This window comes from Larsenimonas rhizosphaerae (genome assembly GCF_026240105.1).
Taxonomy (GTDB): Bacteria; Pseudomonadota; Gammaproteobacteria; order Pseudomonadales; family Halomonadaceae; genus Larsenimonas; species Larsenimonas rhizosphaerae.
Map to the genome: position 1 here is coordinate 550,674 of NZ_JAPIVE010000002.1, position 21,107 is coordinate 571,780.

At 56.1% G+C, this 21,107-nt stretch carries 14 protein-coding genes and 1 pseudogene; 14 read left to right on the forward strand and 1 reads right to left on the reverse strand.

What is annotated here, in order from left to right; genetic code table 11:
* The first annotated feature begins 4 nt into the window (after positions 1-4).
* Together OQ287_RS08990 and OQ287_RS08995 are read left to right on the forward strand one after the other, a co-directional pair.
* A complete protein-coding gene (locus tag OQ287_RS08990; RefSeq protein WP_265896216.1) occupies positions 5-2,836 on the forward strand; it encodes a bifunctional diguanylate cyclase/phosphodiesterase in 2,832 nt (943 codons plus the stop codon).
* Positions 2,823-3,575: a GNAT family N-acyltransferase gene (locus OQ287_RS08995; RefSeq protein ID WP_265896217.1), complete on the forward strand. Its 753-nt coding sequence runs from the start codon at positions 2,823-2,825 to the stop codon at positions 3,573-3,575. The genes OQ287_RS08990 and OQ287_RS08995 overlap by 14 nt, the downstream gene beginning before the upstream one ends.
* Before the next feature lie 11 nt (positions 3,576-3,586).
* Here OQ287_RS08995 and OQ287_RS09000 read toward each other — a convergent pair whose 3' ends face one another.
* Positions 3,587-4,600 (reverse strand): LacI family DNA-binding transcriptional regulator, encoded by a 1,014-nt coding sequence (locus OQ287_RS09000; RefSeq protein ID WP_265896218.1) that lies wholly within the window; start codon positions 4,598-4,600, stop codon positions 3,587-3,589.
* A gap of 257 nt (positions 4,601-4,857) precedes the next feature.
* Between OQ287_RS09000 and OQ287_RS09005 the strand changes: the two genes are divergently transcribed.
* From OQ287_RS09005 to OQ287_RS09060, 12 genes and pseudogenes are all read left to right on the forward strand, one after another.
* Positions 4,858-6,183: an ABC transporter substrate-binding protein gene (locus OQ287_RS09005; RefSeq protein WP_265896219.1), complete on the forward strand. Its 1,326-nt coding sequence runs from the start codon at positions 4,858-4,860 to the stop codon at positions 6,181-6,183.
* Positions 6,184-6,343: 160 nt separating this feature from the next.
* On the forward strand, positions 6,344-7,189 hold the full coding sequence (locus OQ287_RS09010) for a carbohydrate ABC transporter permease (RefSeq protein WP_250937957.1): 846 nt from the start codon (positions 6,344-6,346) through the stop codon (positions 7,187-7,189).
* Positions 7,189-8,007, forward strand: a complete 819-nt coding sequence (locus OQ287_RS09015; protein WP_265896220.1) for a carbohydrate ABC transporter permease — start codon at positions 7,189-7,191, stop codon at positions 8,005-8,007. Before OQ287_RS09010 ends, OQ287_RS09015 begins: the two co-directional genes overlap by 1 nt.
* A gap of 64 nt (positions 8,008-8,071) precedes the next feature.
* The gene (locus OQ287_RS09020; RefSeq protein ID WP_265896221.1) at positions 8,072-9,205 is read left to right on the forward strand and encodes an ABC transporter ATP-binding protein; all 1,134 of its coding nucleotides are present in this window, start codon (positions 8,072-8,074) and stop codon (positions 9,203-9,205) included.
* 32 nt (positions 9,206-9,237) lie between these two features.
* A complete protein-coding gene (locus tag OQ287_RS09025; RefSeq protein WP_250935398.1) occupies positions 9,238-10,704 on the forward strand; it encodes a mannitol dehydrogenase family protein in 1,467 nt (488 codons plus the stop codon).
* 20 nt (positions 10,705-10,724) lie between these two features.
* Positions 10,725-12,230 (forward strand): xylulokinase, encoded by a 1,506-nt coding sequence (xylB, locus tag OQ287_RS09030; RefSeq protein ID WP_250935399.1) that lies wholly within the window; start codon positions 10,725-10,727, stop codon positions 12,228-12,230.
* Positions 12,231-12,317: 87 nt separating this feature from the next.
* On the forward strand, positions 12,318-13,613 hold the full coding sequence (locus OQ287_RS09035; protein WP_265896222.1) for a solute carrier family 23 protein: 1,296 nt from the start codon (positions 12,318-12,320) through the stop codon (positions 13,611-13,613).
* A gap of 234 nt (positions 13,614-13,847) precedes the next feature.
* Positions 13,848-15,314: an NAD-dependent succinate-semialdehyde dehydrogenase gene (locus OQ287_RS09040; protein WP_250935401.1), complete on the forward strand. Its 1,467-nt coding sequence runs from the start codon at positions 13,848-13,850 to the stop codon at positions 15,312-15,314.
* A 94-nt stretch (positions 15,315-15,408) separates the two neighbouring features.
* Positions 15,409-15,962: pseudogene (locus OQ287_RS09045) on the forward strand (hypothetical protein).
* Positions 15,963-16,104: 142 nt separating this feature from the next.
* The gene (locus OQ287_RS09050) at positions 16,105-17,058 is read left to right on the forward strand and encodes an alpha/beta hydrolase (RefSeq protein ID WP_265896223.1); all 954 of its coding nucleotides are present in this window, start codon (positions 16,105-16,107) and stop codon (positions 17,056-17,058) included.
* Between the two features lie 103 nt (positions 17,059-17,161).
* Entirely contained in the window at positions 17,162-19,441 is a 2,280-nt protein-coding gene (locus tag OQ287_RS09055; protein WP_265896224.1) for a molybdopterin-dependent oxidoreductase, read from the forward strand.
* Positions 19,442-19,567: 126 nt separating this feature from the next.
* On the forward strand, positions 19,568-21,049 hold the full coding sequence (locus tag OQ287_RS09060) for an alanine/glycine:cation symporter family protein (protein WP_265896225.1): 1,482 nt from the start codon (positions 19,568-19,570) through the stop codon (positions 21,047-21,049).
* The last annotated feature ends 58 nt before the right edge of the window (positions 21,050-21,107 follow it).

The following is a 21,107-nucleotide window of genomic DNA, read 5'->3' on the forward strand; positions in this document are numbered from 1 at the left end:
CGTCATGAGTTGCTTTTCTACCAGCTCAATATTTTTTATAAGTCTGAGGCTCAAGGTTTTTCTTGTTACTACGCTTGTTCTTGTCTTTCTCGCATTTACCTTCTTTTTTGTAAGTCAGTCAGAGCTTGAGAGTCAGCTGGAACAGCGACAATTTATAAATTACAAGAAACAGAAGCTGGATATAATAAATGCTATAAAAATGTCGCGAAATACCCTGCAGGGTTATACAAGCATGATTTCTGCTGTCGCGGCGACGGACTCCCTGTTTGGTATTAATGATAATAAAAAAGTTTCAGCGAAAATAAACGAGATATGGCCATCCCTTCAACTTGATATAGGGATAGATGAGTTAAAGATTCTGGATAAGGAGGGGAAGGTTGTTCTGGAGAAGGGTGCCTATATTTTTTCAAGAAATAAAAATGAAAATATAGATAACGTTTTTTACAGAAGATGGGCTAAAGAGTCTCTTGATCTCGAAAGGCCGGTTTCGAGATTAATATGCAGCAAGGAATGTAGGCAGTATGCTTTTTCACCTATACTTAGCAACGGAGAAAGCATTGGTGTGGTTGTGGCATCTTTGTCCATAGCTGATGTGGCACGATATATAAATATAGATGGAAAAAGTGATATAGCAATTCTTGCTGATATCAAGGAAAGACAACGAAGTTCCTACTTGAAGTCCTGGGGTGGCGATGTGGTCGCTGCTACTAATAAGGAAGAGACGATAAAGAAAATAGATTATCTGTCTCAGGGATTTTCAAAGAAAGAAATAGTCGATTCTCCAGTCAGGATCAAGCTGAACGATGAGTACTATTATGTAATGATGTTTCCTGTCGGAGATAATGGTCATGCCATTGAGGATGGCGGACATGTTGTTGTTTTTTCCAATATTACTGATGAATATGAAAGTGTAAATAAAGAGTCGGAAAGAGCCTTTTTGATTATTCTTTTGGGGTGGCTTTTTGCAGAGGCAGCTATTTTTGGACTTTTGTGGAAGCCAATGTCCAGTTTGAAGAAGATTATAGAATATCTTCCGATGCTGGCTGAAGGAAAGTTTGATGATTTTGCTAAAGTAATGAAGATTCCAGGGCGCTACTCTCACGACGAGATCGGTGTGCTGCAAAGAACAGCTCTTGCAGTATCAGGAAAGCTTCAGCAACTTCAGATCGAGTTGCATGACATGAATTCACAGTTGCAATATCGAGTAGAAGATCTTGCGAAGGAAAGGGACTTTACGAATAGTCTTTTATCTACTGCCAGTGCGCTAATAATAACCCATGGCGAAAAGTCAGGCGTGGTTATTGCCAATCAACTTGCTCTTAAAAAAACAGGGTTGCGCCTGGATAATATTATTGGAAAAGGGTTTCAGAACACCTTCCTGAATGACAATGATAGATTCAATTATTTCAGGTCGGAATTTCAGCAAGAGCATACTCTGGCTGGCAATAATGAAATTATCATCGAATGGTATCATTCTCCCCTTTCGAGCCTATCGAGCGAGGATGCTTATTGGGTCTCTGTAGGAGTCGATGTTACTGAGAAGAAAAAGGCCGAGAGCAGATTGGTCTGGTTGGCAAATCAGGATTCTCTAACAGGGCTTTATAATCGAAGGTTTTTCAAGGAAAGGCTTGAGGAATCACTTTCTAATCAAGAATATGGTGCCGTATTTTACCTTGACCTTGACAGATTCAAGGAAGTCAACGAGTTAAGTGGGCATGGCTCCGGTGATAAACTGCTTTGCATGGTGGCAGATAAGCTGAAGGATTTTCTACCAGACGAATGTTTTATAGCCAGATTGGGCGGTGATGAATTTTCTGTCTTGCTGCCATTTTATGCAGATAGTCTAGCCATTGACATTGCATCTAAAATAAATGATGCCTTGGATGAAATAAATTTCATAGTAGATAAACAGCGTCATCGTGCTGTTGCCAGCATCGGTATCGCATCTTATCCCATGCACGGTGATAATACTGAATCAATAATGGCAAATGCCGACATAGCAATGTATTTGGCCAAGGATAACCCTATGGTCGACTGGCATCTAATTACTGAAAAGGATTTGAGTAAGGAAAATATTCAACACCGTATTTACTGGGATGAAGTTTTGAAACAGTCTCTGCAAGATGATAGTTTTGAATTCTTTGCCCAGCCAATCATGAATGTAAGTGATAATACGATAAAGCACTATGAGCTACTTATAAGGCTTCCGGATTCAGTAGGTGGATTTTTCTCCCCAGGTCAATTTATACCTGTGGCTGAGCGTAGTGGGTTGATTATAGATATTGATAGATATGTGATTGCGAAGGGTGTTCATTATCTCTCTTGCATGAATGGTGTCAGCTTTTCGATCAATATTTCAGGTAAATCATTAAGAGACGAGTCTCTTGCCGAATTCTTGAGCAAGAAGCTTGAAGAGTCTGGCGCTCAGGCAGAAAGGTTGATAGTCGAAATCACGGAAACTGAAGCAGTTACTGATTTTGGATTGGCCAGCAAAACTCTTTTGGATATAAAGGAGCTTGGCTGTAAGGTTGCACTGGATGATTTTGGATCAGGGTTTAGTAGCTTTAGATACCTTGACCGTCTGCCTTCTGATTTTGTAAAAATCGATGGTGAATTTATTTCCGGGCTTGAAAGGTCCCCCAGTAACCGAGTTATTGTTAACTCTATATTTGAAGTGTCGAGATCCTTTGGTAAGCAGGTTATAGCTGAATTTGTTGATAGTGACGAGGTGCTTGATATATTGAGTGAAATAGGTGTTGATTACGCTCAGGGATATCTTGTTGGGAAACCTGAGCATATAAATAAAATTATAAGGTGTGATGATGAACGTAAGTGAGTTTGAGCGTTATTGCGACGCTTTTGGTTTTTCGGTAATAAATTCTTTCGAGGACTATGTTGCGTGCTGTGAGTTTCGTCGGGGTGTTTATTATAACAAGTTTGGGTATCTGTCTGGCGATGACTTGATTGATGAGTGGGATGAGTTTGATGATCGCTCCGTGCACCTTGCTTTAAAACATAAAGACTCTGACACGATGGTTGGTTATTTCAGAGTGGTATGTTCGATAGAATCTACCTTGTTACCGATAGAGTCCTACTACCAGGACTGTTTTTTTAGCGATATTAATCCTGATGCCATGAATCGTGATGGTATATGTGAACTATCAAGATTCTCGCTGTTAACCCGGGTATCTTACGAGAAAGAGAATTTCAACTTTCTTGATGATGAGGAGTTATTACTCCTGGGGCTATCACGGCATGCTCTGGCTACATCAATTGCATCTGTGGTCAGTGCTGCAGGCCGTGATCATGCTTTTGCCCTGGTAGAGCCAAGATTTGTAAGGCTGATAAAAGGCTCTAATGTTTTTTTCAAACGTGTTGGTGATTTTCAGGATTTATATGGAAAAAGGGCACCATATTATGTGAAATGCTCAAGCCTGGTCGCTTCCTTTCCCCCGGATTACCTTTCCATGTTTGAATCCATAAGGAATGATATTCGTGGCGAGGTCAGTTCGATCGTGAAATCCTTTTCAAAAAAAAAATCATGGAGAGATTCCTTTCATGGAGCACCCGCATGAAAGTGTATCCATCATGCTATTCGTTCATTCAGTATTGCCCTGACTATAACCTTTCCCCCATCAGGTGAACTTTTGTTGATGGCCTGAAGTGCCAGTGCCAGGGCGCGAGTTGCTACTTCTTCTGTATTCATTTTCATGCACGAAATGCGATAACCGAATACTTCCGCGTAAGGCACGGCATCAATGCTGAACAGTAGGAGATCCTTGCCTGGAACGAGTCCTGCTTCAAGGCAGGCCTTGATGATGCCCAGGGCGATCTGGTTATTGACGGCAATCACTCCTTCGGGGACATCACCCTGACTCAGCACCTCCTTCATGAAGTGATAGGCGGGGTCCATGGTGAAGTCTGCGTAATGCACTCTGATGGGCGTATCGCCCAGGGCTTCGCGGATGCCGGAGGTTCTCCCAATGGAGACGCGTGAATCACCAGGGCCTGAGATGACCAGTACATTGCCTGCCTTCTGTCTCACCATCCATGCGCCTGCCTGGTATCCGCAGTCAGTATTATCGATATACACCCCGCCGGCATGCGCGATATCAATTTCGCGATCCAGAAGAATTACCGGAATACCACTTTGCTCCAGCCGTGACGCCCATCCAGGATGATAATCTGCATCTGAAGAAATCACTGCGATGATCAGTGCATCAATCCCCAGTGCCAGAAGGCGCTTTACAGCTACCTGTTCCTGCGTTTCGGATTCATAGGAATCCAGTACCAGAATATCCACATCATGATCGAGCCCCGCCTTGCTCAGTGACTGCCCGATATGACCAAAAAAGGGGTTGTTCAGGTTGGGCATGACCACGCCGATGCGCTGATGGCGCGCCGGTACCTGTGGCGATGCCTGGGTGCGCGTCCGTCGATGCGGTCGGTATCCGATTCGTTCAGCGACCTCATGAACCCTGACAAGTGTCTCGGGGTGCACGCTGTCCGGGTTCGAAAAGGCACGCGATACAGTAATTCTGCTGACGCCCGCTTCTCTGGCTACATCTTCAAGTCGGGTACGCTGGGATGAAGGCATCATCAATATCCAGATAGTAGGTGGGGCGGCTGTTTGACGGTCGATTGATAGTATCATTTTGTATCATTGAAAGCAGTGACACTAACCTCGATTTCATCGGAATAAGGGTTAAAACATTCCGGCGTGCCTGACGTCATGTGCCTTTTGGTATTAACTGATACTAAATGATAGGAGAGGGCTTGCGTATCATTGGTGCATCATTGTCTTCCACCCCCTGGCAGTTGACTGGCCAGGCACATCACAATAAAGGGGATCGGCAAATGAGCACATGGCGAGTACTTGTCAAGGGTATCGGCATCGCAGGGGTTGTTGGCTGTGTCATGCCAGCCCATGCGGACACCACCATTACGGTAGCAACGGTCAATAACCCGGATATGGTGACCATGCAAAAAATGACGGCGGCGTTCAAGAAGGCGCATCCGGACATTAACGTGAACTATGTCACCCTGCCGGAGAATGAATTGCGGCAGAAGATCACGACCGATATTGCCAGTGGCGGGGGACAGTACGACGTTATTACGGTCAGCAACTATGAAACGCCGATCTGGGCAAAAAACGGCTGGCTGAAGCCGATGGATAATCTACCGGAAAGCTATGCCTCCAATGATTTGATCGATTCGGTACGCCAGGGGTTGTCTGCTGACGGTACGCTGTATGCGCTGCCATTTTATGCTGAGTCCTCCATGACCTATTACCGGAAGGACTTGTTCAGCAAGGCCGGGCTCACCATGCCGGAACGACCTACCTGGGATCAGGTGCAGACGTTTGCAAGGACGCTCAATGACCCGGCGAACGGTGTATACGGCATCTGCCTTCGCGGATTGCCGGGTTGGGGGCAGAACATGGCGTTGTTCGGCACCATGGTCAACGGTTACGGCGGGCGCTGGTTTGACATGGACTGGCAGGCGCAGCTGACCAGTGAGCCCTGGAAAAAGGCCGCTGCCATGTATAAAAGCCTGTTGACCGAATACGGGCCTCCCGGTGCCACCTCCAATGGCTTTACCGAATCCGAGACACTGTTCGCCAATGGTCAGTGTGGCATGTGGGTCGATTCCACGGTCGCTGCCGGGTACCTCTCTGATCCGGCCACGTCAAAAGTTGCAGATCAGGTCGGTTTTGCTCAATCGCCCTATCAGACCACACAAAATGGTGCCAACTGGCTGTATGTCTGGGCACTGGCCGTGCCGAAGTCTGCTCCGCACGCCGAGGCCGCACAGACCTTTGTGGACTGGGCTACCTCCAGCCAGTACATCTCCTCGGTAGCAGCCGACAAGGGCTGGCTGGGTGTGCCGCCAGGAACTCGCACATCAACCTATGAAAGCGATGGCTACAGGAAGGTGGCCCCCTTTGCTTCATTGGTGTTCAAGGCCATTACATCCGCTGATCCGAACCACCCCACCGCCGAGCCGGTGCCTTATACCGGCATTCAGTTCATCAGTATTCCTCAGTTCCAGGCCATCGGAACCCGGGTTGGCCAGCTGATGGCGGGCATCGTGTCCGGCCAGAGTACGATCGAGCAGGGGCTTGAGCAGGGTCAGCAGTTTACCCAGCGTCTGATCGATCGCGCCGGTTACGGCAAGAAGTAGCCGTCTGCCCCGGCATGCGGTCATATCATCGCGTGCCGGGGCGATCCTTGGCCTTGAATACCAGGATAATCCCATGAATACAGAGGCAACAGCCCTGTCCGATAGCCCTGATCGCGGCAGAAAACTGCACCGACGGCACGGCCCACCGGTTAAGCGTCTGATGGCGCCGGCGGTCATCTTCCTGCTGGTGTGGATGATCGTCCCGCTGGCCATGACAATTTATTACGCCTTCCAGAATTACAACCTGATGATGCCCACCATGCGAGGCTTTGCCGGGTGGGAAAACTTCTCGATTCTGCTGAACGATCCGACCTTCTGGTCGGCTCTGGTCAATACCCTGGTACTGGTGGGAGCCTGCCTGATCGTGACCGTCGGGCTCGGCCTTGTACTGGCACTGTTGTTCAACCGTACCTTCATCGGGCGCGGCATTGCGCGCACGCTTGCCATCTCGCCGTTTTTTGTCATGCCTGTGGTGACCGGGCTGATTTTCAAGAACATGCTGTTTCATCCGGTCTACGGCATCTTTTCATGGGCCATGCGTACGCTGGGCCTTGAGCCGATAGACTGGCTGGCCCATTACCCGATGCTTTCCATCATCATGATGATTTCCTGGGAATGGACCCCGTTTGCATTGTTGATTCTGCTGACCGGTCTGCAGTCGTTGCCGGAAGACCAGATCGAGGCGGTACGGCTGGATGGGGCCAATCGCTGGCAGGAGTTTCGCCATATCGTGATTCCCCATCTGGGGCAGGTGCTTTATGTGGTGGTCATGCTTGAAAGTATCTTCTTCCTGACCTCCTTTGCCGAAATCTACGCAACAACCAGTGGTGGTCCGGGAACGGCGACAACCAATCTGCCGTACTACATCTATCTGTCGGCCTTTTTCCAGTATGACATCGGTCTGTCTTCTGCTGCCGCGATCGGGGCGGTGGTTCTGGCCAATATCTTTGCCTTTTTCCTGATCCGGTTTGTGGCCGGCAACCTCAATGCGGGAGGGCAGCGCTGATGGAACCAAAACGTTCAATCGGGCTGGCAGTCGTAGGCTGGCTGGTGGCTCTGATCATGTTCTTTCCCATCCTCTGGATGATACTGACCGCGTTCAAGACCGAGCAGACGGCGTTCTCGATGACACCGCAGTTCATCTTCAGCCCTACTCTCGACAGCTTCAGAACGGCGCTGGACCAGGGGGCAGGGTACTGGCACTACGCTCTGAACTCAGCGATCACCTCGGTGATATCGACATTGATCGGGCTGGCGCTGGCCATTCCGGCCGCCTATGCCATGGCATTCTTTCCCTCCAAACGCACGGATTTCACGCTGGTCTGGATGGTATCCACCAAGTTCATCCCGGCGGTCGGGGTCCTGATTCCGATCTTTCTGGTCTACAAGTCACTTGGGCTATTGGACACGGATGCAGGGCTGATCATGCTGTTTGCTGCCATGAACCTGCCGATCATGGTCTGGATGGTGTACTCCTACTTCAAGGATATCCCCAGGGATATCGTCGAGGCTGCAGACATTGATGGCGCTGGTACCCTTCAGACCATGGTGCAGGTCATCCTGCCGCTGGCGCTGCCGGGGCTTGCCTCCACGGGGCTGCTGGCACTGATTCTTGCCTGGAACGAAGCCTTCTGGAGTCTGACCATGGTGGATCACAACGCTGCGACGCTGGCACCGTTCATCGCTTCGTTCAAAAGTGCCGAGGGGCTTTTCTGGGCCAAGATGTCGGCCGCGTCAGTATTAACCGTTACCCCGATTATCGTCCTCGGCTGGTTTGCCCAGCGACAGATGGTGCGCGGGCTCACGTTCGGCGCGGTGAAGTAACCCGGGCTCTTCTCTTTACATGAGGCGAGCCTGGAGCTCGCCGGATTACGCACAGGAGCAGGACATGGCCGTTGTCGAACTCAATAACGTTGCCAAGCGCTATCCCGGCAGTGGCAGCAAGGGTGCTGCCGCCAATGCCGTTGATGACTTCAATCTGACAACCCGCGATGGGGAGTTCATCGTGCTGGTGGGGCCCTCGGGCTGTGGCAAGTCCACCACCATGCGAATGATTGCAGGCCTTGAGGCCAATACCGGCGGTGAGATACGCATCAATGGCCGGGATGTCAGTCAGGTCGCTGCCCGGGATCGTGATATCGCCATGGTGTTTCAAAGCTATGCGCTTTATCCGCACATGACGGTCTTTGACAACATGGCGTTTGCGCTCAAGCTCAAGAAGTACCCAGGGGAAGATATCCAGAAGCGCGTTAAAGAGGCCGCAGAGGTTCTTGGTATTACCGCGCTGCTGGACCGCAAGCCACGGGCCCTGTCCGGTGGGCAGCGGCAGCGGGTCGCCCTGGGGCGTGCCATAGTCCGTAGTCCGCAGGTTTTCCTGATGGATGAGCCACTGTCCAATCTGGACGCCATGCTGCGAGTGGACATGCGGGCCGAGATCATCAAACTGCACCGCAAGCTCAAGGTCACGACCTTCTATGTAACTCATGATCAGACCGAAGCGATGACCATGGGCGAGCGGATCGTGGTCATGAAAGATGGTCGAATCCAGCAGATTGATACGCCCAATACGCTGTATCACTGTCCTGCCAACCTGTTCGTGGCCGGGTTCATCGGCACCCCTTCCATGAACTTTCTGAAGATGACGCTTGGTCAGCACGGCATGATGCTCACCGGGCCGACGGCTCGACTGTTGGCCAGCCCCGAGCGTCAGGATCTGTCGAGTCACCGGGGCCAGACCCTGTGGGCCGGTATTCGACCGGAACATCTGCGGCCCACCGATGCCGATGACTGTGCCGCTCTGCTGACCGGTGAGGTGGATGTGGTCGAACCTCTGGGGGCGGTCACCATGGTCCAGATGACGGTTGATGGTCATCGCATTACCGCCCAGCTTGATGGTGATACTCGCGTCAGCATTGGCGATACGCTGACGCTGACCTGTGACAGCGACCAGCTGCACCTGTTTGACACCGAGACCGAACTGGCTCTGCCCCGTACTCACGCAATGTCGACCACGACAGTCTGACCACTTGATTAAAAGCCACCAGGGAGATACCCATGCAGGCACTTTCAGCAACGACCCTGAATGCCCTTGAAGGAGTTGATGTTCCTCGTTTTGATCGCAGCCAGGTATCCGTCGGCATCGTGCATTTTGGTGTGGGCGGCTTTCATCGCGCGCATCAGGCCATGTATCTCGATAGGCTGATGAATGAAGGCAAGGCGCTGGACTGGGGCATATGCGGCGTCGGTGTAATGCCTTCCGATACTCGAATGCGGGATGTGCTGGCCGCCCAGGATGGGCTGTATACGCTGGTGCAAAAGCATGCCGATGGGCAGTACGAAGCGCGGGTAATCGGCTCGATGGTACGTTATCTGTACGCTCCGGATGACCCGGAGATGGTCATCGAAACCATGGCAGCCGAGAGCACCCGCATCGTGTCGCTGACCGTTACCGAAGGAGGCTACAACTTTCATCATGTGACCGGCGAATTCAATCTGGCTCATCCGGATGTAATGCATGATCTTGCCGAGGGAGCCGTGCCTGTAACGGTATTCGGGCTGGTGGTCGAGGCCCTGTCCCGCCGCCTGTCCCGTGGTTTGCCGCCCTTTACGGTCATGTCCTGCGACAATATTCAGGGGAACGGTGATGTTGCGCGCGCCATGTTTACGGCTTACGCCGAGCACAAGGCACCGGACGTCGCTGCCTGGATGAAGGCGTCGGTACCGTTCCCGAATTCGATGGTCGACCGCATCACCCCGGTCACCACGGACCAGGATCGCGCCGATGTGGCGTCGCGCTTTGGCATCGAAGATGGCTGGCCGGTCGTGTGCGAGCCCTTCACCCAGTGGGTACTGGAAGATCATTTTTCCCAGGGGCGACCTGCCTTCGAAGACGTTGGTGTTCAGGTCGTGGATGACGTCATGCCCTACGAGCTGATGAAGCTGCGTTTACTGAATGCCAGTCACCAGGCGCTGACCTATTTCGGTTACCTTGCCGGTTATCGGTATGCCCACGAAGTCTGCAGTGATCAGCTATTCAATGATTTTCTGCTGGATTACATGACGCTTGAGGCCACACCTACGCTCAGTCCGGTGCCAGGCGTTGATCTCGAGGCCTATCGTCATACGCTGATCGAGCGTTTTGCCAACCCGGAAATTCGCGACACCCTGGCTCGGCTGTGTGCCGAAAGCTCGGACCGTATTCCGAAGTGGCTGTTGCCGGTGATTCGGGAGCAGCTGGCACGCGGCGGTGATATCAAGCGCTCTGCTGCGGTGGTCGCCAGCTGGGCCCGTTACGCCGAGGGGCAGGATGAGCAGGGCGAGCCCATCGAGATAGTGGATCGTCTGAAGGATGACCTGATGGCGATGGCAGCAGATAACCGACGACATCCGACAGCCTTTATCGAAAATCAGGATCTGTTCGGTGACCTGGCCAGTGAGCCACGGTTTGTCGAGGCATACCTGTCGGCGCTTTCACTTCTACATACAACGGGAGCCCGGGCCACGCTCGAGGCGCTGCGCTGAGGACAACTCAGGGAGACGGCATGTATATCGGTGTGGATTGTGGCACTCAGAGCACCAAGGTGGTGGTGCTCGACCCTGACCGACAGATACTGGTCGGCGAGGGGCAGGCCCCGCATGAGCTGATCAGTGGTGCTGATGGGCAGCGAGAGCAGGACCCGCAGGTCTGGATCGATGCGCTGGAGCAGGCACTGGCTACCGCACTTCGACGTGCCGGCATTGATGGCCGGCAGGTACGTGGCATAGGCATTTCCGGCCAGCAGCATGGTCTGGTGGCTCTGGATGCTGACGGCTGTCCGGTGTATCCCGCCAAGCTCTGGAATGATACTCAGGCCTTTCGCGAGTGTGCGGCCCTGATCGAGGCCATGGGCGGAGAGGCCGGCTGTCTGGCACGGTTGGGAGTGGTTCCACAGCCAGGCTATACCGCGCCCAAGCTGGCGTGGCTACGCGCGCACCATCGTGCTGCCTATGATCGGATTGCCACCGTGCTGTTACCGCATGACTACCTTAACTTCTACCTGACCGGTGAGCGGGTTGCAGAATGTGGTGACGCGTCAGGCACGGCCTACTTTGATACCCGTACGCGGTGCTGGGATACAAAGGCCTTTCACCATGTGGCGCCGGAGCTTGACCCTGAACGGGTCCTGCCTCGACTGATCGCATCGGATGAACCTGCCGGCATGCTGACGCCACAGATGGCTGCTCGACTGGGCCTTGCTGCGGGAATTCCGGTGTCTTCCGGCGGGGGCGATAACATGATGGGGGCCATTGGCACGGGGAATCTGTCGCCTGGTGCCATCACCATGAGTCTGGGTACCTCCGGTACGGTGTATGGCTGTGCTGATGCGCCGGTGGTAGCCGAGCCAGGGCTTATTGCCAACTTCTGTGCCAGTCATGGGGGATGGTTACCGCTGATCTGCACCATGAACGTTACCTCGGCTACCCGGCAGGTACAGACATTGCTGAGCCTGGACCTGCCCGGCTTTACGTCAGCCGTGGCTGCCGCGCCGCCAGGCGCGGAGGGTGTTCAGGTGCTGCCGTTTTTCGATGGCGAGCGGGTGCCGATGCTGCCCGAGGCCACGGCCAGTTTCATCGGCCTCTCGGCGCATAACACCACGCCTGCCAACCTGTGTCGTGCCGTCATGGAAGGCACCACCTTCGGACTGCGATACGGGCTGGATCTGCTGCGTGCACAGGGCATCACACCCCGCGACATTCGACTGGTCGGTGGTGGGGCCAACAGTGCGGTCTGGCGTCAGATGGTCGCTGACGTCATGAATGTGCCGCTGGTGTGTGTGGCGGGGGAGGCGGCAGCGCTGGGCGCAGCCTTGCAAGCCTGGTGGTGTGATCTGACAGGCCGGGGAGACACCACGAGTCTGCAGACGCTGTGTGATCAGGCAGTACAGGTGGATGAATCAACACGGACTCGGCCTGATCCGGCCAGGTCACAGGCCTATCAGGGACATTACGAGCGTTACCTGACAACGCTGGCTGCACACTACCCGCATCTGTCGGTCGCACCGCGGTAAACCGACCTCGGCCGAGTTGAGGTATGATGCTGTCGTTGCGCAGGGTGGCATCTCTTTTATCACAACGTATTGGCGGAGTAGCGGGTTATGGCCGGGTCGTGGTTTCCCCACTGGAAGAAGGTAGGTATTTCGGAGCAGGCGCTGGTGGCCCCCGATGAGCGATTGTCGAGCGCGCAGACACTGGTAATGGGCATTCAGCATACGGTTGCCATGTTTGGCTCGACGGTGCTGGCGCCGCTGCTGATGGGATTTGATCCCAACGTGGCCATCTTCATGTCCGGGGTTGGCACTCTACTGTTCTTTTTGCTGGTGGGCGGTCGGGTGCCGAGCTATCTGGGGTCGAGTTTTGCCTTTATCGGTGTGGTCATGGCCGCCACGGGGTATGCCGGCCAGGGAGCCAATCCCAATCTGGCCATGGCACTGGGAGGCATTATTGCCTGCGGTGCTGTATATGCCCTGATCGGCCTGGTAGTGATGAGCACCGGCACCGGCTGGATCGAGGCCTTGATGCCGCCTGCCGTTACCGGGGCGATCGTCATGATGATCGGGCTCAATCTGGCCCCCGTGGCGGTCGAGAGTGTCTCCGGGTCACCGTTTTCAAGCTGGATGGCTCTGGCGACCGTCATTTGCATTGGCGGGGCGGCGGTGCTGACACGCGGGGTGCTTCAGCGACTGTTGATTCTGGTGGGGCTGCTTGCCGCGTATGGGGTGTATGCCTTGCTCACCAATGGCTTCGGGCTGGGAACCCCCATCGATTTTTCCGCTGTTGCCCAGGCGCCCTGGTGGGGGATGCCGACCTTTACGGCACCCACGTTCAACCTGCATGCCATGGGGCTGATTGCCCCGGTGGCTGTTATTCTGGTGGCCGAAAACCTGGGGCATATCAAGGCCGTGGGCGCGATGACGGAACGCAACCTGACTCCCTGGACCGGGCGCGCCTTTCTGGGGGATGGGCTGGCTACCATGCTGTCCGGTGCGGCGGGTGGTACGGGCGTCACTACCTACGCCGAAAACATCGGCGTGATGGCGGTTACGCGGGTCTACTCCACCCTGATTTTCGTTGCCGCGGCGGTCATGGCCATGGTCATGGGCTTCTCGCCCCGGTTCGGGGCCGTGATTCAGACCATCCCGGGCCCGGTCATGGGCGGAGCATCCATTGTGGTCTTCGGTCTGATTGCCGTGGCGGGTGCCCGTATCTGGGTACAGAACCAGGTAGATCTGTCCAATAACGCCAATTTGATCAGTATTGCCGTCATTCTGGTGCTGGGCGCCGGCAACTTTTCACTGCACTTCGGCCAGTTCACTCTGGATGGCATCGGTACTGCGACCTTTGGCGGCATTATATTGCACGCTCTGCTGCGCTGGCGTCAGCGGCCACACTGACGTTCTGCCGGGTTCGCATGTTCTCGAACCCGGCCCTTCCCCTTCATGCCGTTTCTATGTCACCACCAGGTGCCCGGCGTACCAGCGCGTGTTGCATGTACTGAGGTGTGGCAAAAAAACCGCACCCTGCATGAGGGTTTATAAAAAAAATCCCAGGTGTAGAAGCCGGTAACAAAAAGTTTTGTGTGCTGTTTTGCCGCACGCTTGAGGGATCGCTGATGAAGGAGAGACCTCATGCAACTCAATGATCCCCGCCTGTTTCGCCAGCTGGCCTATGTCAACGGTATGTGGACTGCCGGTGACCAGGGTCGTGATCTGGCCGTCGATGACCCGGCCACCAATGAAGTATTGGGCCATGTGGCATTGCTTGAACGCGATCAGATCACTGCCTCGGTGACGGCCGCTGAACAGGCCTTTGCCCACTGGCGCTCGCTGAGTGTCAATGAACGTGCCGCCAGGCTGCATGCCTGGCATGACCTGTTGCAGGCGCACAGGGAGGACCTGGCGGTCATCATGACCCGGGAGCAGGGTAAGCCTTTGGCTGATGCACGGGGCGAGGTGGATTACGGCGCCAGCTTCATTCAGTGGTTTGCCGAAGAAGGCAAGCGAGCCGGAGGTGAGACCATTCCCAGCCACCTGCCCAATGCCATGCTGGGCACCCTTCGTGAGCCGGTGGGAATTTCGGTCATGTTTACGCCGTGGAATTTTCCATTGGCCATGATTACGCGCAAGGCGGCGGCTGCGCTGGCAGCTGGTTGCCCGGTCATTGTCAAACCGGCGGGGGAAACGCCGTATTCGGCATTGGCGCTGGCGGAGCTGGCGGAGCGGGCCGGCATTCCGGCTGGCGTTTTCAATGTGGTCACCGGTGATGCCGAAATGGTCTCGGAGGTGCTGTGCAACGATACGCGCGTTCGGTCGGTATCCTTTACGGGCTCTACGCGGGTCGGCAAGTTGTTGATGAAGCAGAGTGCATCAAGCGTCAAGCGCATGGCACTGGAACTGGGGGGCAATGCACCCTTTATCGTCGGACCGGACATGGACCCGGACGAGGCTGCCAGGGAGGCACTGGCCGCTCGGTTTCAGACGGCGGGGCAGGACTGTCTTGCCGCCAACCGCATTTTTGTACACGCCAGCATTTATGAGCAGTTCATTGAGCGGTTTGCGGTGCACATGAAGCAGCTTCGTGTTGGCAATGGTCTGATGGATGTCGACATTGGGCCGCTCATTCACTCACGTGCCGTGGACATGGCCTGCGCCCTGGTCGACGATGCCGTTCACAGGGGCGCCCGGTTGATCGCCGGTGAACAGTCCATGGCGCCGGGTGCCAACTTCTTCATGCCGACGCTGGTGGCTGACATTACGCCGGAGATGCGGGTCTTCCGGGAGGAAACCTTTACTCCAGTGGCGGCAGTGTGTGCCTGGGAGGATGAAGAGGCTGTCATTGCTGCGGCCAACGATACGGAATATGGCCTGGCGGCCTACGTGTATACCCATGATGTGCGCCGAATCTACAGGTTCATGCGCGGGCTTGATTATGGCATGGTCAGTGTCAATACCATCAAGATGACCGGCGCCCCCGTGCCCTTTGGTGGCATCAAGCAGTCGGGGCTGGGCCGGGAAGGTGGTCACGCCGGGATCGAAGAATATCTGGACACCAAGTACTTCTGCCTGGGTAACATGCCGAGCGTATCGGGCAGCTGACGATGCCATGCCATCAATGACGCAGGCCCGGGAGACCGGGCCTGCTGCCTTTCAACGGGTCGGTTCATGGATTCAACGTCTGTCCTGCTCAAGAATGTCTACGCCGCCCGTCGGCGTATTGTCGGAAGCTCTGGCCGGTGCGGTGGCCGCCAATGCGCTGTCTCGCACTGACAGCCAGCGTGTGACGGTGATCGGTGCTGGCATGCAGGCCAGGCTTCAGGTCGAGGTGCTTACTCTGGTGCGTGATATTCGTCAGGTGGGTGTCTGGGCGCGGCATGCCGCCAGGCGGATATTATAGTGACCACTACTTCCTCTCGCATGCCGCTGCTGTTTGGCGATATGCTGCCATCAGGTGTGCATGTGACGGCAATGGGGTCGGACAGCCCGGACAAGCAGGAACTGGACCGCTCGGTGATGAGTCGTGCCGATCACATGGTTGTCGATACGCGGACCCAGAGCGAGCATAACGGTGAATTAAAGGCCTGGTCGGGTGAGCCCGTGCCTGTTGAGGTGACCGAGCTGGGCGTACTGCTGGCCGAGGGCGCGCCAGGGCGCAGGAGTGATCAGGCCATTACGGTGTGTGATCTGACTGGTACCGGGGGGCAGGATACTGCCATTGCCGATTTTGCCTTGTCCCGGCTGACATGACAGGCTGTGTGTAAGCAGGCCTAATACTTGTATCTAGTACTTTAAAGCTAGCTAATTTTAATTAAAACAGGCTAGTGTGGTGTCATACCAGGGAAGGGGCGAGCAGGCTGCTGGCTCATGATAACAGTACAAGGGGAATGGCATGGGATTGGATAAGCAGACACGTCAGGTAATGGCAGAAATCGAGCAGCAACTGGCGACGCTGGAGCTCCCGCTGGCCCCATCGCAGATGCGGCTGCAGGCTCAGGCCCGCAGTGACCGCTACGGGCTGGCACGAACACCGCTCGACAAGGTGACCGACTATGCCGTGGCCGGTCCGGCACAGGATATTCCTGTACGTGCCTACCAGCCGGACCGACCAGTGCCACAGAATGGGTGGCCGACCCTGCTTTATTTTCATGGCGGCGGTTTTGTTATCGGGGACCTCGAGACGCATGATGCCCTGTGCCGTTACCTGTGTTCAGAAAGCGGCGTACAGGTACTGGCCGTGGATTATCGACGGGCACCCGAGGCCACGTTCCCGGCGGCGCATGAAGATGCACTGGCCGTGCTGGATGCCATTGCCATGGCGCCCGAGGAATACGAAATAGACCTGTCCCGTGTCGTGGTGGGCGGTGACAGCGCGGGCGGGAATATTGCAGTTGTGCTGGCTCATGCCTGCATCGGGCGTGATGACATCATGCTGGCCGGGCAGATGTTGCTGTATCCCTGGCTTAGACTCTCGCCGGCGCCGGATTCGCCTTCCAAACGTCACTGGGGGCAGGGGTATGGGGTGGAGCTGAGCGACCTGAACCAGTTCGCACTGCTTTACGACCCGCGCCTTGACTGGGACGCGCCGACGGCCTCACCGTTTTATCTGGGCGAGCTGTGGGGGCTTCCGCCCGCCTTTGTGGCCTCCATCGAGCATGATCCGTTGTGCGATGAAGCCGAAGTGTTTGCCATGCGTCTGGCACAGCAGGGAATTGCCGTGACCTGGCGTCGTTATCTGGGCACCGTTCACAGCTGCGCTGTCATGGCCGGAGCCATCGATCAGGGGCGCTATATGCTCGATGATGCTGCCCAGTGGCTTCATGCAATGGCTCAGCCTGCGCGCTGAGCAGCAGAGTCCATGCCGGTTCCTTCCCGGGTGGCCTGTGTTGAACCACCGGGCAGGGACTGGCAGTCTGACGGCTCTTTTGTGCGCACGGGGTACTGGCTGAATGGCTCACTCATCGGAGGCGTCCTGGTTTTCGACTCACCTGGGAACCTGGCCGCTCGGCCCGCAAGGCACCTCAATCAATCCTCATGATCCGGCGCCGGGCCTGTCCGGCGAGGAATTTCTCGAACTGGCCTCTCATTCGGTCCGTGTACAGGCCCCCATGGTGCGGCGTGGCTGGCGATCGGGAGATAACGGGGCCGGGCGGGGAGCGGACAGCTTCGAGCCGATCAGCTGGGCGGAAGCGACCCGTCTTGTTGCTGATGAACTTCAGCGTGTGGCTGGTGAACATGGCAATGACGCCATCTACGCCGGCAGCTACGGCTGGGGAAGTGCCGGACGATTTCATCATGCCCAGAGCCAGATCAAGCGGATGCTTAACCTGTTTGGCGGCTTCTCCTGCTCGGAACATTCCTATAGCTATGGTGCCGGTGCCGTCATGCTGCCTCACGTGCTGGGCGCCCCATTCGGAGATACCAATGCCTGTGCCCCTGGCTGGGATCAGGTTGCTGCCCATACGGATGTGATGCTGGCGCTTGGGGGGTTCCGGCCGGGTAATACCCGATGTGATGCAGGCGGTGTCTTTGCCCATACGGCGCGATCCTGGCTTGAGAAGGCGTGTCGGCGGGGGATGACGCTGATTGTGGTGTCGCCGGATGCCGCTGATGCACCGGCCTGGCCGAACGTAACGCATATCCCCCTTCGTCCAACCACTGACACGGCGCTGATGCTTGGTCTGATCGGAGAGCTGGAAGCCCTTGGGCAGGGGCAGCATGACTTTTTGTCCCGCTACTGTACCGGCCATGAGGCACTGGCTCGGCATGTGCTGGGTGAAGACGACGGAACGGTACGCAATGCGGCATGGGCCGCGGAAATTACCGGTATGTCACCAGCCCGTATCGAGGCATTGGCACGCCAGCTGGCGGAAGCTCGACGGCCCCTGATTGCCATGAGCTGGTCCCTGCAGCGTGCACGGTTCGGCGAGCAGCCCTGCTGGGCAGCGGTATCGCTGGCAGCCTGGCTTGGTCATATAGGGGCCCCGGGTGGAGGGGTGGCCTTCGGGCTGGGATCGGTCAACTCGGTCGGTCAGCCGGTGCGTCCACTCAAGGCACCGGGCGTTTCCCAGGGGATTAACCCTGTCTCATCATGTATTCCCGTGGCCGGACTGGGCGATATGCTGGCGAGCGCCGGGCAGCCCTATCGCGTCAATGGCGATCTGCGCCGCTGGCCCAGGGTGCGGTTGATCTATTGGGCCGGCGGTAACCCGTTTCATCACCATCAGGACTTGAACCGCCTGCGCGATCTCTGGAAACGCCCTGACACGGTCATCGTGCATGAGCCGGTCTGGAGCGCGACGGCGCAGCAGGCCGACATCGTACTGCCGGTTACCCTGCCTCAGGAGCGCAGTGATATCAGTGGCTCGTCCAATGATCGTACTCTGGTCTATAGCCCGGCCGGGCGGGAACCTCAGGGGCAGGCGCTTACCGATCATGCCATCTGTGCCCGTATCACGGCTGCCATCGGGCAGGAAGAGGTCTTTCGAGACGGGCGCAGCGAGGGTGACTGGCTCGCGTATCTCTATGCCGGGTACCAGGCCCGTTTTCCGGAGCTGCCTTCCTTTGAGGGCTTTACTGCAAAGGGCGCGGTAACGCTGGATGAAGCAGCGTCGGCGCCGGTTGTGCAGACGCCTCTGGCGGCGTTCGTGGACGATCCTGTTGCCTGCCCGTTGTCTACACCTTCCGGACGAATCGAGCTTTACAGCGCCACTATCGCGGCCATGGGGCTTGAAGAGTGTGGCGGGCATCCTGCATGGCAGCCTCCCGAGGAGTGGCTTGGAAGCCCTCTGGCCGCGCGCTATCCTTTCCATCTCCTGTCACCTCAGCCCCTGCATCGCCTGCACAGTCAGCTCGACAAGGTAGGTGCCAGTGCCCGTCACAAGCAGCACGGGCGGGAAGTCGCTGTCATGGCCCGCGCCGACGGAATCGCCCTGGGGCTGATCGATGGGCAGTGTATCAAGCTGTTCAATGACCGCGGAGCGTGTCTGGCCGGGCTTGCGTTGTCGGATACCCTGATGCCGGGTGTCATTGTGTTGCCGACCGGTGCCTGGTTCAGCCCGTCTGATACCCTGCTGGCTCCCAACGGTACCCCGCTTGAACGCGCCGGTAATCCGAATGTGCTGACGGCCGACCGGCCGACCTCCGAACTTGCCCGCGGGTGCGCCGCCAACAGCTGTCTGGTGGCGGTAACTGCCGCGACCGCTGAAGAACAGGCTGATGTGCCCTGATCCGGGGCGTGGCGCTGCAGATGGGCTTATCTATACTTGAACGCTTAAGGCAGTGGCAGTGCGTCATGCATGCTGCTGTCCTGTTGTATCCAGAACAATCACAACAACGTTGCAAGGAGCTGGCCCATGGAGTGGCTGACGAGTATCGAGCAGGCCGTCAATGCGGTGACGGATCCTGTCAGCAATTTTATCTGGACCTATATTCTGGTGTATCTGCTGCTGGGGGTCGGTGTCTTGTTTACCGTTATCACCCGATTCATGCAGTTTCGGCTGATCGGTCACATGGCTCGGGTTACCTTCACCAGTCGCGGCAGTGGTGATGGTGTCAGTGCCTTTCAGGCCTTTGCTACATCGCTTGCCGGGCGAGTCGGTACGGGGAACCTGGCAGGCGTGGCGCTGGCGCTGTGGGTCGGCGGGCCGGGGGCCATCTTCTGGATGTGGATTACAGCCCTGGTCGGGCTGGCGACGGCTTTCATCGAGTCGACGCTCGGGCAGGTATACAAGGTTCGTCATGAAGACGGCGTATTTCGCGGTGGTCCGGCCTATTACATCGAGCGCGGCCTGGGACAGCGTTGGCTTGGATGCGTGTTTGCCGTCTTTTTGATTATCGCCTTCGGTCTGGCCTTTTGCGGGGCACAGGCCAATACCATTTCCCGGGCGCTGGATGCGGCGTTTGAGGTACCGTCCTGGCTGACAGGCGTTGTTCTGGTGATCATGACGGCGATGATCATTTATGGCGGCATCAAGTCCGTGGCGCAGGCCGCCGAGAAGATCGTGCCGTTCATGGCGATTGCCTATCTGCTGGTGGCGCTTTATATCCTGTTCGCCAATGCCAGTGAGGTGCCGGCGATGCTGGCGCTGATTGTCAAAAGTGCCTTCGGGTTCGGTCCTGCCGTCGGCGGGGCGGCCGGGTTTGCCATCAAGGCAGCGATGGAAAACGGCGTCAAGCGGGGCCTTTTTTCCAATGAGGCCGGTATGGGGTCGGCACCCAATGCTGCAGCCACCGCCACGGTGCGTCATCCGGCGGCCCAGGGGCTGGTTCAGTCCTTCGGGGTCGTGTGTGACACGCTGATCATCTGCAGTTGCACGGCGGTGGTGATCCTGCTGTCAGGTGTGTATCAAACGCTGATGGCCGGCTCACCCGGCGCCGATGTTCAGGGCATTCAACTGACCCAGGATGCCATGACCGACCATCTTGGTGTATTCGGCACCTGGTTTATTGCCGTGGCCATTTTCATGTTTGCCTTTACCTCGATTCTGGCGGACTACGCCTATTCATCGGTCAATATCGAGTATCTGTTTCCGCGCCACGCGAAACAGGCGGATCAGGTGCTGCGTATCGTCGTTTTGCTGATGGTCATGGTGGGGGCCGTTGCGTCGCTGGATTTCATCTGGCATTTCGCGGATCTGGCCATGGGGATGATGGCAACCGTGAATCTGGTGGCTATCGTGCTGCTGGCACCGGTGGCCCTCAAGGTGCTCAGGGATTATGAGCAGCAGCGCCGCGATGGCGTGCGCGAGCCTCGCTTTGATCCTCGCAGGGTGCTGAAGCACCCCGAACAGGTGGACGGCACTGTCTGGCCAGAGAAGGAAGCGGTGCGCAAGTAGGTCGCGCGCAGGCTCATGGTTAAAAAAGCGGCGGCCTTCTGGCCGCCCCTTTTGTTTA

Coding starts and splice junctions, on each gene's coding strand:
- OQ287_RS08990 (WP_265896216.1), top strand. CDS start 5: ATGAGTTGCTTTTCTACCAGCTCAATATTTTTTATAAGTCTGAGGCTC.
- OQ287_RS08995 (WP_265896217.1), top strand. CDS start 2,823: ATGAACGTAAGTGAGTTTGAGCGTTATTGCGACGCTTTTGGTTTTTCG.
- OQ287_RS09000 (WP_265896218.1), bottom strand. CDS start 4,600: ATGATGCCTTCATCCCAGCGTACCCGACTTGAAGATGTAGCCAGAGAA.
- OQ287_RS09005 (WP_265896219.1), top strand. CDS start 4,858: ATGAGCACATGGCGAGTACTTGTCAAGGGTATCGGCATCGCAGGGGTT.
- OQ287_RS09010 (WP_250937957.1), top strand. CDS start 6,344: ATGGCGCCGGCGGTCATCTTCCTGCTGGTGTGGATGATCGTCCCGCTG.
- OQ287_RS09015 (WP_265896220.1), top strand. CDS start 7,189: ATGGAACCAAAACGTTCAATCGGGCTGGCAGTCGTAGGCTGGCTGGTG.
- OQ287_RS09020 (WP_265896221.1), top strand. CDS start 8,072: ATGGCCGTTGTCGAACTCAATAACGTTGCCAAGCGCTATCCCGGCAGT.
- OQ287_RS09025 (WP_250935398.1), top strand. CDS start 9,238: ATGCAGGCACTTTCAGCAACGACCCTGAATGCCCTTGAAGGAGTTGAT.
- xylB (WP_250935399.1), top strand. CDS start 10,725: ATGTATATCGGTGTGGATTGTGGCACTCAGAGCACCAAGGTGGTGGTG.
- OQ287_RS09035 (WP_265896222.1), top strand. CDS start 12,318: ATGGCCGGGTCGTGGTTTCCCCACTGGAAGAAGGTAGGTATTTCGGAG.
- OQ287_RS09040 (WP_250935401.1), top strand. CDS start 13,848: ATGCAACTCAATGATCCCCGCCTGTTTCGCCAGCTGGCCTATGTCAAC.
- OQ287_RS09050 (WP_265896223.1), top strand. CDS start 16,105: ATGGGATTGGATAAGCAGACACGTCAGGTAATGGCAGAAATCGAGCAG.
- OQ287_RS09055 (WP_265896224.1), top strand. CDS start 17,162: ATGGCTCACTCATCGGAGGCGTCCTGGTTTTCGACTCACCTGGGAACC.
- OQ287_RS09060 (WP_265896225.1), top strand. CDS start 19,568: ATGGAGTGGCTGACGAGTATCGAGCAGGCCGTCAATGCGGTGACGGAT.